Consider the following 14,701-nt stretch of genomic DNA (forward strand, 5'->3'; position numbering starts at 1 on the left):
GAAAACGTGAATAGAAAGACAATATTAATAATCTCCATAATCCTGGCCGGCTTTACCACATTTCTTTTTTATCAATACACCAGGCAAATATCACAGCAGGAGAACGGCCAAGAGAAAATGAAATCGGTTATCGCGGCTGCAGAACCAATTAAAAAGGGTGCGAAAGTGACGGACAAGATGTTAAAGACCGTTAAAGTCCCTGTAAAAAATGTTCTGCCGGAGGCCATATCCGACCCTGCCGGGATTGTTGGAAAATATGCGGCAGCCGACCTCGCAGCAGGGGAAGTGATTTTACAAAATCATCTTCAAACATTGCAGAAGGCTGAAAACATAACCGAAAAAATAATGGAGAATAACAGGGCTGTAACCCTTCCGGGCGGAAAAATAGAGACGCTGGCCAATATGATTGAGCCCGAAGACCGGATCGATATTGTTTATACCGGCCCTTCGCTGGATGGATCAGCCGCTGCGGAAGTCACAACCGTTGTCCAGGAAAATGTACGAGTGCTGGCGGCCGGCAGAAGGATTAAAACAACTGATGCTTTTGCCGAGTATGACACAATTACAGTTGAAGTCAGGCAGAAAGATGCCGTAAAACTTATCAGAGCCTCAAAAATGGGGACCCTGAATTTTATTTTACAAAGCAAACATACATCAGAAGACACGAAAGCGGAGGGTTCGTAATGGAAGGTTCAGAGCTGCAAACACAAAGCCGAAAGGGGAAAATGGCCGTCATTTACAGTGCAAAGGGTGGAGTCGGGAAAACCTCGCTGGCCGTTAACCTGGCCATTGCATTACATAAAAAAAAGCTGCAGGTTGCTTTAATGGACGGGGATTTTCAATTTGGAGATGTGAATGTAGCCATGGATATAGGTTCTTCCTTTTCAATCACCGATGCTGCCGACAGCATTGACAAATTGGATACGTACAGATTGAATCATTTGCTGTCCAAACATTCGAGCGGTGTTCATGTGCTGTCTGCTCCGGAAAGTCCGGAACTGGCCGATTTAATTACCACAGCTATCATTAGTAAAGTATGCGAGACCATTTTAAAGGAATATGATTACTTAATCGTGGATTCTGGAGTGGGTCTGAATGATCAAACGCTCTCTTTTATGGAAATAGCAGATGAAATCCTCCTAATGACGACCTTGGAACTCATTTCAATTAAAAATACAAAACGGCTGCTCAAAGTTTTTGAAACGTTGGAAATGCGTAACAAGGTAAAAGTGGTTTTGAACCGATCAACAATGGAAAGTGTGATTGAAGCAAGCCAGGTACCAGAAATACTGGGGGTGGATCATCTTTATTCGATTCCGAATAATTTTTCGGTTGCATCTAAATCGTTAAATCTCGGTATTCCTTTTGTTACTGGGAAGCCAAGCTCCGATATTGCTAAAGCGGTATTTAAAATTGCTGCGAACTTAGATTCGAATGAGCAGCTGTTGGAAGAGCGGAAAAAGCAGCCTCTGCTTGATAAATTATTCTCTTTAAAAAGAAAAAAAGGAGGAAATAGCGTTGGGATTATTAGAAAAGATGAAAGAAAAATCTAACCGTCCTTCTTCTATTGGGCAGAGAAACAGCGGGTTGCCGGAATACTCAAATGAAGCAACACAACACAAAAGCCCGCCCATGCCAGAAAGGGAAGTTTCTGAACCTTCCCCTATAAGGAGCGGATCAGAACGGAAGCAAGATGCAGCACCTGACGTTAAACGTCAGGCAGAAGATGGCGGACAGGACAAACCGAATGTCCCCGAAATGTCATCGGTTAAACTGGAAAACGAGAAAAAAGCCGTTCAGCCAAAAAAGGAAAAACCGGCTGGCACGCTTAAAACAAAATTAAAGGGAACTATTCCCATCAATTTTTCACCTCAATATAATGAAAAAAATAAAAAGCTAAAGGAAGAATTGCAGAGAAAAATATTAGAAGGATTTGTGTATGACAGTCCGGAAGATATCACCACTAAGCTTGAAGGAATGGCACAAGATATTATTCAGGGTGATGCAGCATTGCAAGGAAATGTGGACCGCCATATGGTGATTACGGAGCTGGTGAATGATATTACAGGATTTGGACCGATTAACCCGCTTTTAGCAGACCATAATGTAAGTGAAATTATGGTTAATGGGCCAAATCAGGTATATGCAGAACGGAAAGGCAGGCTGGAACTGACGGAAATCAAATTCAGGGACAACGAGCATGTCATGAATATGATTGACAAAATTGTAGCTCCCTTAGGCCGCCGGATTGATGAAAGCTCCCCTATGGTCGATGCCCGGCTGCCTGACGGATCACGTGTTAATGCCATCGTGCCGCCGCTGGCGTTAAACGGTCCGACTGTAACAATCAGGAAATTCTCTGCGGACCCCTTGACGATGGACGATTTAATAGCTTTCGGTACATTGACCAAAGAAATGGCTGTTTTTATTGAAGCCTGTGTGAAAGCACGGTTGAATATTTTTGTTAGCGGAGGGACGGGTTCCGGGAAAACGACTACGCTGAATGTTTTGTCATCTTTCATTCCAAATGATGAACGGATTATCACGATTGAGGATGCAGCAGAGCTGCAATTAGGCCAGGAGCACGTGGTTTCGCTTGAAACAAGGCCGCCGAATATTGAAGGAAAAGGAGCGATTACGATTCGTGACCTTGTCCGAAATTCATTGCGGATGAGGCCGGAACGGATTGTGATCGGTGAGGTGCGCGGAGCGGAAGCATTGGATATGCTTCAGGCCATGAATACAGGCCATGATGGTTCGCTTGCAACCGGCCACTCCAACAGCCCGCGGGATATGATTTCCCGCTTGGAAACAATGGTATTGATGGCTGGGATGGAACTGCCGATCCGGGCAATACGTGAACAAATCGCCGGTGCACTTGATTTGATTATCCAACAATCCCGGTTGAAGGATGGTTCAAGAAAGATTACGAATATTACCGAGGTCCAGGGAATGGAAGGTGACGTGATAGTTCTCCAGGATATTTTTGTTTTTGAGCAGCAAGGTATAGACTCCAATGGAAAAATTATTGGCAAGCTTGTGCCGACTGGAGTACGTCCAGCCTTCTATGACCGTTTCGAACATGCCGGCATTCATATTCCGCCGTCTATTTTCTTTGAAAAAGAGGAGGATTAAACCTAGATGGCAGTACTCAATATATTTGTTTATTTTGCCTTTGCGGCTCTTGTTTTTTTGTTTTTCTTCCTTTTCCTTCAACTGTTTGGTTCTAAACAAAGCCGGATGGACAAACGGCTTACCTATTATTTATTAGAGGAAGAAAAACAAGCAATTCCAGTAGAGGGACTGGAAAAGAAACAAAAGAAAGAACGTCTGCAGATCATGAAATGGGCCCAAAAATCCAATAACCGGATCAAAAAAAATTTGAATAAAAGAAAAACTAACGAGAAAGTGGAGCGTTTTTTGGATAGTGCCGGTTCTTCCTGGACCGCCGGCGAATATACTGCATTCCGGTGGATCTTTGGCGGGATTTTCAGTGGAATGCTTTTCTTACTAACAGGGCAGTTATTATTCATACTGGTTGGGTTTCTTATCGGGTATATGTTTCCTAGGATTCAATTAACGATGAAACAAAAAAAACGGATACGAAAATTCAACGACCAGCTGCAGGATATGATTTCGACCATAATCAGTTCCATGCGGGCGGGTTACAGCTTTAATCAAGCGTTAAAGGCCGTTTCGGAGGAATCATCCTCTCCGATGAGGGAAGAAATGGAACAGGTGCTGAAAGAAATGCAATATGGAATCAGTATGGACGACGCACTCCATCATCTATATGATCGCGTGCCGAGTAAGGATTTAGATATTATGATACAAGCTATATTAATCCAACGTCAGGTAGGCGGGAATTTGGCCACAGTTTTATCCATGATAGTGGAGACTATAAGGGAAAGGCAGAAAATTCAGGCCCAAATCAAGGCACTAACGGCGCAAGGGCGGATGTCTGGAGCCGTAATTGGAGCTCTGCCGTTTGCACTGGGCGGATTGATTTATCTCATGCAGCCTTCCTATATTAAGGTCCTATTTACAAATGCAATTGGAATCATTCTAGTTGTTGCAGCACTTGGTTCTGGGATTTTAGGATTCTGGCTGATTCAAAAAATTATTAGGATCGAGGTGTAGTCATGTTATACGCTGCCTTTTTTGCCGCTGTCCTGCTATTTATTTTTGGGTTATTATCCATTCCTTTCGAGAAGAAAAGTCAGATTGAAAGCCGGGTTGAAAAGTTTCTGTTGGATAATCAAGTCAAAACGAATGCTCCTGTCCTTTCTGCAGAAGAGGAAAAGAAAAGGGTTCCGTTTAAGCAACGTGTACTTTTGCCTCTTTGGCTGGATGCCAAAAAAAACCTATCCAAGAGGATGCCGGGAAAAAAGGCTGAAAAGCTGGAAAAGCAATTGAGCCAGGCCGGCAACCCTTTTAACATGCGGGCAGCAGATTACCGGCTGTTGCAGCTGGCTTTCGATTTCGGAATGCCTTTCATCGCTGTGTGTTATGGACTGCTGCTGGGTTTTCGCGGAGGTACATTAATTATTGTCGCCTCCATTGGAATCGGAATCGGAATCCTGCTGCCAAAACGCTACATGAAAATAAAAATAGCCAAAAGGCAATCGCAGGCAGTAAAGGAATTGCCGGATTTTGTTGATCTTTTATTGGTTTCCCTCGAAGCGGGTTTAGGATTTGACTCGGCCCTCAGTAAAGTAATCGGCAAACAAGAGGGAGTTCTTGCCCGTGAATTCCGGCGGTGCCTGGAAGAAATGCGTTTAGGTCTGACGCGAAAAGAGGCATTATCAGGCGTTCGGGACAGATTGGAAGCAGAAGAGATTACAGTCTTTATTAATAGCATCCTCCGGGGAGAGAAACTGGGCACAGGAATGGTCAAGGTCCTCCGAATTCTAGCAGTAGACGTCAGAGAGCGCAGAAGGGAGAAAGCAGAAGAAACAGCCCAAAAAGCACCAATCAAAATGCTCTTTCCCCTCGTGTTCTTCATCTTTCCCAGCCTTTTCATCGTCATACTGGGACCGGCTGTCATCCAAATTTTCCAGCAATTCTCAAAATAAATTGCAAGAAAGGAAGGATACATTAAGAGGCAGTTTTAAAGACTGTTTTGAATATATCAGATATTGCGTTATCCTTCGAAACCTTGCTGCATCCTGCAAATATATTCTAAAATAACATATTTATTCAAAATCGAATTTAGTCGGGTCTATGCAAAAACTGTGACAGACTATAATAAAAAAATATATATAACCTATAAATAAAAAAACTCTTCCATAATTTTTATTATGGAAGGGGTTGTTATGTTGTGGCAAAACTTATTAAGACGTGTTAAACCTATAGCAAAATCAGTAAAAGTTGAGGCTTATTCAATTACAGAGATGTTTGAGCAATGTAACACATAATCCATGTTATTCTTCAGTTAATTCTTCTTCAAAATAAAAAGTATTTGGATATTCTTTAACGATGTATGAGTACCTTTTCATGTTTTTAACATATTGACATTTAGAGATTGTTACTGATTCACCGGATGCTTTAATTTTGACTTCTTCTCCAACTGTAAAAAGACTTTTCCCCATTTTCTCTCACCTTCCATAAATAATTCGATAATAATATTATGGTTATCACTTTTGATAACTAAATAATTTAATTTTGGCAGAACTGGCAGGGCAAGTAAGACAGGGGCAGCTCTCATGGATGAGAAAGCCCAGATATAATTAGAGAAGGTTAATATCATTTTTTAAGCCTAATTTCCTGCCATCTTTTTAATCTTTGCTTGAATCCTGTTCTTTATCAAACCACAGCGGTTCCTTATCATCTACATCACCATTGTAGTTGATAAGTATTTCTTCCCCTTCTTTTATATCTGTGTAGGCATAGAAGTCAAATGTATGGTTCTCAAAGTTGATCTCATAAGTTGCATTTGGCTCGTACGAATGATTGAATAACATACCGTAACCGAGCAAGATTGCGGTATGGTTTTTGCCATACTCGAATACATAATCTGCAAGCAACGTTTTTTCAATATGCACATGCTCCCTATTAGGATAGGGAAGGACTGGAGCTTTATGGATCAGCTCGCCTTTCTTTATATCAACGGTTGCAAATACTCCACGATTAAATTCGCCATCACTTAACGGCGATGTCTTAATTTCTAGTATGTTAACCACCTACACTTTCTTTAATAGCATATCTAATTATCTTAACATTTTTTCATATAAAAGATAATTAAAAGAATATTACGAATTATCACACGTTAATTTTGCTTTTTTTTCAAATGCTTGGAAGACTTTTCTACCTTCGTCAGTGCAGGAAGTGATGCCATGTCTGGCGGTTCAATCCCTGCGATTGCCAAATATGAACCCGTACAATATGATTTTTAAAAAAATTCCCAAACTAGCATGTTTATTTATATAATTATGAAAAATCCGAATGTTAGTACCTCATAGTTAATAAAGTAAGAGTAAACAGGTGTAATGAGTCTTTAATTGAAAAACCGATGAAAAGTTCCACATTGCGATTTAGTAAAAAAACATTTGTTTTTTATTAAGGAGGGTTTAAATGCTGCATATTGTGGCCTGTATCAAGCAGGTGCCTGACACCAAAATTATTAAAATGAATCCAAAGACAAACACGATGGACCGGAGGACGGCGCCTGCGATATTAAATCCGTATGATGCCCATGCTGTTGAAGAGGCGGTTCGTCTTAAGAAAAAATATGGTGGAATCGTTTCTGTTGTTACGATGGGGCCTCCTCCAGCGGTAAATGCGATCAAAAAGTGCATTGAAATAGGTGCCGATGAGGGCTATTTGATTACGGACCGCCGGTTTGCGGGCGCAGATACATTGGCAACGAGCTATGCCGTGACAAAGGCAATTGAAAAGATCACAAAACATAAGCCCGTCGATTTGATTATTTGCGGGAAAATGTCCATCGATGGTGATACCGGACAAGTCGGTCCTGGAATCGCAAGAAGACTAGACATTCCACCGTTGACTTCCGTGAATAAAGTAGTAGAAGTCAATCAAGACGAAGGATACGCCATTGTCCATCGCAAGTTGGAGGATGGGTTTGAAGTTATTCGTACCACCTTGCCTTGTTTGTTTTCTGTTGAAAAAACAATTAATGAAGTCCCATATTCTCCACTTCCAAATATGATAAAAGCTGCTAGATATCAGCCTCATATTTGGTCCGTGGATGATCTAGAGGAAGTGGATATTAAGCAGCTAGGTTTGAAGGGATCACCAACGATTGTCTCCAAGGTATGGGCTCCGCCAAAACCGGCAGGTGGGACGTTCCTTGAAGGGAACCCAAGGGAACAAGTTGAGCAGTTGCTTTCTGTCGTCCTTGAAAAGAAAGAACTGTTTGATCTGAAGGAGGGAATATAGTTGGATTTCCAAGATTATAAGGGTGTTTGGGTATTCATAGAACATAAAGAAGGAATGGTTGCTTCTGTATCGCTTGAACTGCTGGGAGCTGGAAGAAAGCTGGCAGATAAACGGGGAGTAGAATTAGCTGGCATTTTAATCGGGGAGAATATCAAAGACTTAACGAAGACCGTTTTTGAATATGGAGCAGATACGGTATATGTATATGATCAACCGATATTTAAACATTACCGGACCGAATCCTATATGAAGGCGTTGCTGGATTGCACGGATAAATACAAACCGGAAATAATCCTATTCGGGGCCACTTCAACGGGAAAAGATCTGGCAAGCGCAGTGGCTACTGATCTACCGACAGGTTTGACGGCAGATACAACTGAGCTGGATGTTGACGAGGAAACCGGGTTGCTGCTGGCAAGCCGACCGGCTTTCGGCGGGAATATTATGGCCACGATTTTATGTAAAAAATATCGGCCGCAAATGGCAACGGTACGCGCAAAAGTTATGAAGGCTCTAGACCCTCAATCAGGGAGAACAGGCAAATTGGTAGAAGAAACGATCTCCTTAAAAGAAGAAGATATTCGGACAAAGGTCTTGGAAATTGTAAAGGAAACAGTTAAAAAAGTAAGAATTGACGAGGCCGATATCATTGTTGCTGGAGGGAAAGGGCTGGGGAGCTATGAGGGATTTCAGTTAATTCACCAATTGGCGGAAACGATTGGGGGAGCAGTAGGTGCCAGCAGGGATGTGGTAGAAGCAGGGTGGATCGACCATGCTCACCAGGTAGGGCAAACCGGTGTGACAGTAACACCAAAAATTTATTTTGCGATTGGAATCTCTGGTGCGATTCAACATATAGTGGGGATGAAAAATTCAGGTTTAATCATTGCCATCAATAAGGATAAAGAAGCCCCCATTTTTCAAAACTGTCATTATGGTATTGTTGGCGATGCCTTTGAAATCGTTCCTATCCTAATCGAGCAATTTAAATTTGCCTTATCCAGAGAGAAGGTAACTAATACTAGAAACGGTTAAAATAAACAATCCTGCATGACAGTTTTGTATATATTATGGTAAAATTAAATTCCTTGGCAGGGGCAATAAAGGATAGTATGAAGGAAGCAGGGGGGCTATGGCTTACACCCTGCTTCCTTTTTTTATTTTCTGTAGCCCCTTAAGCTCCTTTTCTCTTAGTAAAAAATATTTTACAAGTAGTAAAAAATACTTTACTAAGAAATATTTTATTGTGAAAAGCTCATAAATAATTTTGGAAAAATTCCCCTTTAATAATAAACATTTTTAATTGATTTTAAAAGTTTAAGAAAAAGTTCACAAAAAATATTAATAAGTTTAAAAATTTTGGCACAATTATTGCACTTCGTAAAAGCGAGTAAGAAAATATTATAACACCATAGATGTTGTAAACGTTTTCAAGTCTATACTTACAATTTATTAAAAAGAAAGGGGAAAATAATAATGAATAATACGATAACAATCAATCCTATATTATCACGTGCGGAAGAAATAAAAGATGAACTGATCGCGCACCGCCGATATTTTCATCAAAATCCTGAACTCGGTTTTGACTTGCCCAAAACGGTTGCCTATGTCGAAGAAAAATTAAAAAATATGGGACTGGAGCCGAAAAAGGTTGGGATATCTGGGCTGGTTGTAACGATTGGAAATGGGAAAGGAAAGACGCTTTTATTAAGAGGCGACATGGATGCGTTACCGATAAAAGAAAATACAGACTTGACATTTAAATCACTAAATGAATATATGCATGCCTGTGGTCATGATATCCATACGACGTTCATGCTTGGTGCGGCAAAATTATTAAAGGAAAAAGAAAATGAAATTAACGGAATCGTTAAAATCATGTTCCAGCCGGCAGAGGAAATTGGTGCTGGAGCAAAGGATATGGTGGCTAATGGGCTGATGGAAAACCCAAAAGTAGATGCGGCACTTGCCTTGCATGTCGATCCTGGTTTAGAAGTTGGGAAGTTCGGTTATAAGCCTGGTATCGCTGCGTCGTCATTGGACGGCTTTTTCTTAAAAGTACAGGGAAAAGGCGGCCATAGTTCTGAACCACAAAAGGCTATCGATCCATTAATGATTATTAATGCAGTTTACACTCAGTTAAATAGTGTAGTAGGGAAAGAAATTGACCCAAGGAAAATGGCTGTTCTTGTGATTGGAAAGATGGGGGGAGGAACTGCCGCAAATATTATTCCTGATACTGCTCATCTTGATGCCACTTTACGTACATTTAATCCTGAGGTGAGGGAGCATTTATTCAAAAGAATTCCGGAAATAATTGATGCTACCGTTAAAATGATGCGCGGTACCTATAATCTTGAAACCATCTCTACTCCTTCTTTAGTTAATAATAAAGAATTGTGCGAGCAAATGGCACCGTTTGTAAAAGAGGTAATTGGTGAAGAGAAATTGGAGATTAACGAGGAACCGTTGTCAGGCACAGAGGATTTCTCCTATATCAGCAACCTTGTTCCAACCATGTTCATGTGGGCGGGCGCCAATGGATTAGGAGATCGGAATTATCCACTTCATAATCCAAATGTTGTTCTTGATGAAGGTGTCATTCCATTGGGAGTTGCTGTTGTTGTGAATTCTGCTTTAAACTGGTTAAAAAAGTAATACTTACTAATGAAAGATACCTTTTCTAATAAGTTTTTCGAAAAAAGGTATCACTATGGTGTTTTTTTGTATTCTCTCCGGTATCTGAAAATAAGAAAATGTCCCTGTTTTAATAGGCACAAATGTAATGACCGAAACATATTGTGAATGGATGAAAGTCGATGTGAATTCGGTACAAATGAGTGATTTATAAAAGGATGGATTTTATGCCTGTAATTATTGGACCGTTAGAAATTCTTAATGTAACCGATGGTATTCTAAATATTGGTGATGCTGCCTTTACAACACCAAAGTTAACCTCCAAAACATTTGCTGGATCAGGAGTAATCAATACTGGTGGAGTGGTGTTTTCAAATACTGTAGCCAGCGGCACGAACATTTTCGATCCTGATGTGGCAGATCAACCTAAATCCGGAAATAATTAGAATGAGAGTGGGTTTCGGAACAGAAAAACCTACTTTTTCACACTAATAATCAGTGGGGTATATTTCCCCACTGATTATTAGTGTGCCGGGCTATCCGGACTGATTTATTGATCTGATTTTATCATCTTCATTTATTTTGTGCGGAATTAAATTCTCATCACCAGGCATGAGTCTCCAGCCTTTATTCACTACAATCCGGAGCCACGTTCCAGGGATCCAGGATGTAATCAAGGCTAGCATAACCAGGATTGCAAAAAACTCCTGATTAATAATTCCGGCTGTGTAGGCTACAGAAGAAAGGACGATACCTGGACCTCCACGATTATTTATGGCTACTCCTAAGTTAAAACTGGTTAAATGGTCTTGTTTAATAAAACGTGAAGTGATATAGACGGCTAAAGTTTGTGTTAAAGTAGCAAACAGAAAATAACCAAAGAAGAACAGCGGGTCAAAGTGTTTGACTAGATCCAATTGCAGCCCAACCGTTGCAAAGTAAATGGGGATAAACCATGAAAATGAAATATTTGTAACACCCTGTTCCAGCCTTTCAGAAATCGCTTTAGGAAGGGCGAATTTGGCAACAATCCCTGCAAGGAGCGCTCCGAATATGGTTTCAACATGAAGATTGCCAGCAAGTGAGGAGAGCATAAACATAATAAATAGGAAGTACCCTAGATTGGAGGATCTAAATAAAAGATTTTGCTTTATAATGGTCATTCGTTTGAATAGAAAATATCCCACCACAAAAGTTCCAATAATAAACCCGAATGAAATTCCTATACTTTTAAATGCAATACCCGCAGTGAATACTCCGCCTTGGCTGGCTATAGAAGTGGCGAATCCTAAAGCAACCCAGAGCAAAATATCATGGATTCCGGCACAGGCGATTACTATTTTTGCAAACCTGGTTTGCATAATTCCAAGATCAATGAAAATTTTAGATATTACTGGAATGGACGTTATGGCTATAGAAACAGCAATAACAATTTTCAGCGCCAATGGATTGTCAGCGGTGCCTAGATAAGGTGAAAGGTTGAAAATATCTGCTGCAAACCAGCCAACGATAAAGGCGGGAATAGTCGCACCGATTACTAATGCGGAGGTAATCTTAATATCTTCTTTATTGAAATGTGTTTGAAATTTTAATCCCGAACAAAACATTAGCATCAGTAAACCAAATTGGTAGAGAAGCCCAAATAACTTGTCCTCCATAGGAAAACCTAGAAATAACCATTGAAATGCTTCCGGGAAAAAATGCCCTAATAACGTTGGCCCGAGAACTAACCCTGCAGCAACCTCGCCAATTACACGCGGAATATATACACGCTCTACAAGAAACCCTAGTAAATGTGCCATTGCTAGTAAACATCCCATTGCTAATAGAAAATGACTTATTTCAGCTCCTGTTAAACTAAACATCCCGTTAATCACGCTCCTTTTATATAATTTGCTCTTTCAAGATATGTGAAGAACTCCCAATGGTAGTAGACAAATTGTTATTTGAAACAAAAAAGTCTTGGACTGCAGAAAATTAGGTATCTTGTCGAACAACTTTTACTTTCCCAGTTGACTGATACTTGTAATAATTAAAGACTTCCAGTTGATAATCCGAACCGCTGGGAATATGAAACGTATGCTTGAACTCTTTTTCCGAATAATCACCATAAAAAACAACGCTATCAAAGTATGTTATGGATGTTCCGAGTTTATTGATTTTTACAATCGAATATTTGACCGGCCATGAATGATTGTAGGTAGTCTGGTATCCATTGATGGTGACGGACTGCTGTTCAATCGTAAATTTCGTACTATGATAATAGGGACTTTCAATCCCCAGCACCCAATTGATATCCATCATCCTCTTTTCTGTTATCTGATTAGCTTTCGACTTATGAAACCATTCTTTAACCTTTGCCATTTTTTGGACAAACGGTTTGAAAAAACCGAAAAATCCGAGCGTAGCCATCATCCTCTCTCCTAACCGTAATTTAGCTCATATAGTATTATTTGCGAGGTGCCCTCGAATCGTAACGGTATTTACCCAGCTTGTCAGTATTTTTTGGACAAATTAATTAATATCTAAAATAATTGGCAAGATGAATAAGTTTTTTCCTCTTTACAAAAGATAATAAAAAATAAAGGAGTGTGTGATTGTTGAAAAAATTAATTTTATTAGCAGCCTTATTGATTTCATTTGGTTTTAGTTTTCAGACTACATATGCTAAGGATGGCCATTCATTAGAGGCTGTAAATAACCGTATTTCGGAAAAAGAAGCTGAAGAGATAGCATTGAAGAAAGTAAAAGGTGAAGTTGTTAAAGTGAAATTGGAAATGGATGACGGCAGAGAGTATTACGAGGTCATTATTAAGGGCTCAGATGCCAATTACGAAGTAGAAATTGATGCTAAGACAGGTCAAGTTGTAGAAGTGGAAAAAGAAGGGTCTCGTGATGGTAAACATGACAATGGCGACAATGATGATGATGACCGTGATGGAGACGATGATCGTTTAGATGATTAATGGAAATTCATTGAAGTTGCATGTCAAATTTGATATGCAACTTTCTATTTTCTACGAAGGAGAAACCCGATGATAAAAAAGTATGTGATTGTACTAATTTTTTTCATTAGTTATGCAGCATTTTCCATTCACTCCAGTGCAGAAGCTTTCTTTTTCAATCAAAATCATGTGATGGATGATTCGAATCATAAATCTGAGAAACCGAAAAACCTGAAAGAAAGAATAGAATTAGATTTAGATTGCACCCACGACATTCACTATACTGAAGCACAGAAAAAACGCCTTGATGCCATTTACCATCGTATTTATATGGATTATTTAGAATTGATTGAAACCTATGCTTATGCAGGTGCTTTAACGCAAGAGCAAAAAATTGTGCGAATGGCTATGTTGAAAAATTATATCCTAACATTTCAAAAGAGAAATTATAAATGGTGCAGTGAATGGGAAGAAGATGAATGGGAAGAGGAATGGTATAATAGTGATGATGATTAATAACGCAAAAAGACACCCCGATTACTGGTGTGTCTTTTTAAGATTTCACCCCAATTAAAATACAGCTGACCCCGAGAAAAATCCAGAGAATCTTACCAAGTGATATATTTCCAACCATTCCAAGGACCCCGATTGTCGTTGTTAAGATTAAGATAATTGGTCCGACCAGGGCAAGAGAACTATTAACCATAAGTGCTTTTTCAACTGAATTAAACTTAATCATTAAGATAGCGGCAAAGATTTCGATGCTGCCGGAAAGAACTCTCAATAACGCCATTCCTAAGACCGCTATTTCAATAAAAATAAACATATCATCCTCCTATACAGCTGCCGTTCACCAACAGTATATGTTGGTTATTTTAATAGAAGGACAAGTTTTTTAGATTAATTTCAACCCGCTAAATAATATCATTACAGCCATAACGGCTCTTAAAGGCTTGGCAGGAATTTTAGCTGAAAAGGTGCTCCCGATCAAGACACCCGGGATTGAACCTAATAACAGGTTGATCATTAATAAATAATCAACATTACCAATACCGGCATGCATGATTCCTGCAGCAGTCACCAATAAGAAGGCATGGGCAATATCAGTTCCTACTAATTCAGAGGGGCTCATTCGATAAAGATATAGCATAGCAAGGGCAAATAAAGAACCGGAGCCAATGGAAGTCAGGCCGACAATAAAGCCTAACATTACGCCGATGGTAATAGTTAAGGCTTTCTTTTCATGAACAGGTTTTAGCTGCAGGCTGTTCCATTCTAAGTTCCTTTTCATAAATGTTTTGACTAAGGTAGCCAGCGCTACTAAAATTAATACATATCCCAGAGCATGCTTAATAATTTGTTCTTGATTATGGAAAAAGGAATCAAATAGATGGAGCAGCCCAACAGCACAAATGGCACTCGGAATACTGCCGATGGCCAAATATTTCATTAAACTCAAATTAATTGTTTTTTGTCTCCAATGCTGAAGAGACCCAAAAAGTTTGGTTATTGAATTATACGCAAGGTCCGTACCGACAGCAATTGCGGGATTGATCCCTAATAAAATAAGAACCGGTGTTAAAAGAGCCGCCCCGCCAACTCCAGTTAACCCGACCATGAAGCCAATAAAAAGCCCCATTATTATGATGCCGATACTCATTGGGCACACACTCCATTTTTCTAATATTTCATCCATAAAATATGTAATAGTTAAACGC

At 39.8% G+C, this 14,701-nt stretch carries 17 protein-coding genes; 11 read left to right on the forward strand and 6 right to left on the reverse strand.

What is annotated here, in order from left to right:
- The first annotated feature begins 6 nt into the window (after positions 1-6).
- The 5 genes from cpaB to IE222_RS01210 all read left to right on the forward strand — a co-directional run bounded on the left by cpaB (position 7) and on the right by IE222_RS01210 (position 5,075).
- Positions 7-684, forward strand: coding sequence for a Flp pilus assembly protein CpaB (cpaB, locus tag IE222_RS01190; RefSeq protein WP_191268872.1), 678 nt, complete (start codon positions 7-9; stop codon positions 682-684).
- Positions 684-1,553: a CpaE/TadZ family protein gene (locus IE222_RS01195; RefSeq protein ID WP_191268874.1), complete on the forward strand. Its 870-nt coding sequence runs from the start codon at positions 684-686 to the stop codon at positions 1,551-1,553. Before cpaB ends, IE222_RS01195 begins: the two co-directional genes overlap by 1 nt.
- A 205-nt stretch (positions 1,554-1,758) precedes the next feature.
- Positions 1,759-3,135, forward strand: a complete 1,377-nt coding sequence (locus IE222_RS01200; protein ID WP_191269349.1) for a TadA family conjugal transfer-associated ATPase — start codon at positions 1,759-1,761, stop codon at positions 3,133-3,135.
- 6 nt (positions 3,136-3,141) lie between these two features.
- The gene (locus IE222_RS01205; protein WP_191268876.1) at positions 3,142-4,140 is read left to right on the forward strand and encodes a type II secretion system F family protein; all 999 of its coding nucleotides are present in this window, start codon (positions 3,142-3,144) and stop codon (positions 4,138-4,140) included.
- 2 nt (positions 4,141-4,142) lie between these two features.
- Positions 4,143-5,075 (forward strand): type II secretion system F family protein, encoded by a 933-nt coding sequence (locus IE222_RS01210; protein ID WP_191268878.1) that lies wholly within the window; start codon positions 4,143-4,145, stop codon positions 5,073-5,075.
- A gap of 348 nt (positions 5,076-5,423) precedes the next feature.
- Here IE222_RS01210 and IE222_RS01215 read toward each other — a convergent pair whose 3' ends face one another.
- Together IE222_RS01215 and IE222_RS01220 are read right to left on the reverse strand one after the other, a co-directional pair.
- Positions 5,424-5,591, reverse strand: a complete 168-nt coding sequence (locus IE222_RS01215; protein WP_191268880.1) for a hypothetical protein — start codon at positions 5,589-5,591, stop codon at positions 5,424-5,426.
- Between the two features lie 186 nt (positions 5,592-5,777).
- Complete coding sequence (locus IE222_RS01220; RefSeq protein ID WP_191269351.1) at positions 5,778-6,173, reverse strand: SET domain-containing protein; 396 nt, start codon at positions 6,171-6,173, stop codon at positions 5,778-5,780.
- A gap of 400 nt (positions 6,174-6,573) precedes the next feature.
- Between IE222_RS01220 and IE222_RS01225 the strand changes: the two genes are divergently transcribed.
- From IE222_RS01225 to IE222_RS01240, 4 genes are all read left to right on the forward strand, one after another.
- Complete coding sequence (locus IE222_RS01225) at positions 6,574-7,401, forward strand: electron transfer flavoprotein subunit beta/FixA family protein (RefSeq protein WP_191268882.1); 828 nt, start codon at positions 6,574-6,576, stop codon at positions 7,399-7,401.
- Positions 7,402-8,436 carry an electron transfer flavoprotein subunit alpha/FixB family protein gene (locus tag IE222_RS01230; protein ID WP_191268884.1) on the forward strand — a complete coding sequence of 345 codons (1,035 nt, stop codon included), beginning with the start codon at positions 7,402-7,404 and terminating at the stop codon, positions 8,434-8,436.
- Positions 8,437-8,877: 441 nt separating this feature from the next.
- On the forward strand, positions 8,878-10,059 hold the full coding sequence (locus IE222_RS01235; RefSeq protein WP_191268886.1) for a M20 metallopeptidase family protein: 1,182 nt from the start codon (positions 8,878-8,880) through the stop codon (positions 10,057-10,059).
- Between the two features lie 206 nt (positions 10,060-10,265).
- Positions 10,266-10,484, forward strand: a complete 219-nt coding sequence (locus IE222_RS01240; RefSeq protein ID WP_191268888.1) for a spore germination protein — start codon at positions 10,266-10,268, stop codon at positions 10,482-10,484.
- A 90-nt stretch (positions 10,485-10,574) separates the two neighbouring features.
- Here IE222_RS01240 and IE222_RS01245 read toward each other — a convergent pair whose 3' ends face one another.
- Together IE222_RS01245 and IE222_RS01250 are read right to left on the reverse strand one after the other, a co-directional pair.
- Entirely contained in the window at positions 10,575-11,903 is a 1,329-nt protein-coding gene (locus IE222_RS01245; RefSeq protein WP_191268890.1) for a cation:proton antiporter, read from the reverse strand.
- 112 nt (positions 11,904-12,015) lie between these two features.
- Positions 12,016-12,453, reverse strand: a complete 438-nt coding sequence (locus IE222_RS01250; protein WP_223282536.1) for a hypothetical protein — start codon at positions 12,451-12,453, stop codon at positions 12,016-12,018.
- 185 nt (positions 12,454-12,638) lie between these two features.
- On the opposite strand from IE222_RS01250, the gene IE222_RS01255 reads away from it, so the two are divergent.
- Both IE222_RS01255 and IE222_RS01260 read left to right on the forward strand, forming a co-directional pair.
- On the forward strand, positions 12,639-13,004 hold the full coding sequence (locus IE222_RS01255; protein ID WP_191268894.1) for a PepSY domain-containing protein: 366 nt from the start codon (positions 12,639-12,641) through the stop codon (positions 13,002-13,004).
- Between the two features lie 69 nt (positions 13,005-13,073).
- Entirely contained in the window at positions 13,074-13,499 is a 426-nt protein-coding gene (locus tag IE222_RS01260) for a DUF2680 domain-containing protein (RefSeq protein ID WP_191268896.1), read from the forward strand.
- A 37-nt stretch (positions 13,500-13,536) separates the two neighbouring features.
- On the opposite strand, the gene IE222_RS01265 is transcribed toward IE222_RS01260, so the two are convergent.
- A complete protein-coding gene (locus IE222_RS01265) occupies positions 13,537-13,809 on the reverse strand; it encodes a YqhV family protein (RefSeq protein WP_191268898.1) in 273 nt (90 codons plus the stop codon).
- Positions 13,810-13,878: 69 nt separating this feature from the next.
- Positions 13,879-14,643 carry a sulfite exporter TauE/SafE family protein gene (locus IE222_RS01270; protein WP_191269353.1) on the reverse strand — a complete coding sequence of 255 codons (765 nt, stop codon included), beginning with the start codon at positions 14,641-14,643 and terminating at the stop codon, positions 13,879-13,881.
- Between the last annotated feature and the right edge of the window lie 58 nt (positions 14,644-14,701).

This window comes from Neobacillus kokaensis (assembly GCF_014656545.1).
Classification (GTDB): Bacteria; Bacillota; Bacilli; order Bacillales; family Cytobacillaceae; genus Neobacillus; species Neobacillus kokaensis.

Excerpts from the sequence above, each read along its gene's own strand:
- IE222_RS01265 (WP_191268898.1), bottom strand. The coding sequence starts at position 13,809 with ATGTTTATTTTTATTGAAATAGCGGTCTTAGGAATGGCGTTATTGAGA.
- IE222_RS01235 (WP_191268886.1), top strand. The coding sequence starts at position 8,878 with ATGAATAATACGATAACAATCAATCCTATATTATCACGTGCGGAAGAA.
- IE222_RS01195 (WP_191268874.1), top strand. The coding sequence starts at position 684 with ATGGAAGGTTCAGAGCTGCAAACACAAAGCCGAAAGGGGAAAATGGCC.
- IE222_RS01215 (WP_191268880.1), bottom strand. The coding sequence starts at position 5,591 with ATGGGGAAAAGTCTTTTTACAGTTGGAGAAGAAGTCAAAATTAAAGCA.
- IE222_RS01245 (WP_191268890.1), bottom strand. The coding sequence starts at position 11,903 with ATGTTTAGTTTAACAGGAGCTGAAATAAGTCATTTTCTATTAGCAATG.
- IE222_RS01210 (WP_191268878.1), top strand. The coding sequence starts at position 4,143 with ATGTTATACGCTGCCTTTTTTGCCGCTGTCCTGCTATTTATTTTTGGG.
- IE222_RS01225 (WP_191268882.1), top strand. The coding sequence starts at position 6,574 with ATGCTGCATATTGTGGCCTGTATCAAGCAGGTGCCTGACACCAAAATT.
- IE222_RS01250 (WP_223282536.1), bottom strand. The coding sequence starts at position 12,453 with ATGATGGCTACGCTCGGATTTTTCGGTTTTTTCAAACCGTTTGTCCAA.
- IE222_RS01270 (WP_191269353.1), bottom strand. The coding sequence starts at position 14,643 with ATGAGTATCGGCATCATAATAATGGGGCTTTTTATTGGCTTCATGGTC.
- IE222_RS01200 (WP_191269349.1), top strand. The coding sequence starts at position 1,759 with ATGTCATCGGTTAAACTGGAAAACGAGAAAAAAGCCGTTCAGCCAAAA.
- IE222_RS01260 (WP_191268896.1), top strand. The coding sequence starts at position 13,074 with ATGATAAAAAAGTATGTGATTGTACTAATTTTTTTCATTAGTTATGCA.
- IE222_RS01240 (WP_191268888.1), top strand. The coding sequence starts at position 10,266 with ATGCCTGTAATTATTGGACCGTTAGAAATTCTTAATGTAACCGATGGT.
- IE222_RS01205 (WP_191268876.1), top strand. The coding sequence starts at position 3,142 with ATGGCAGTACTCAATATATTTGTTTATTTTGCCTTTGCGGCTCTTGTT.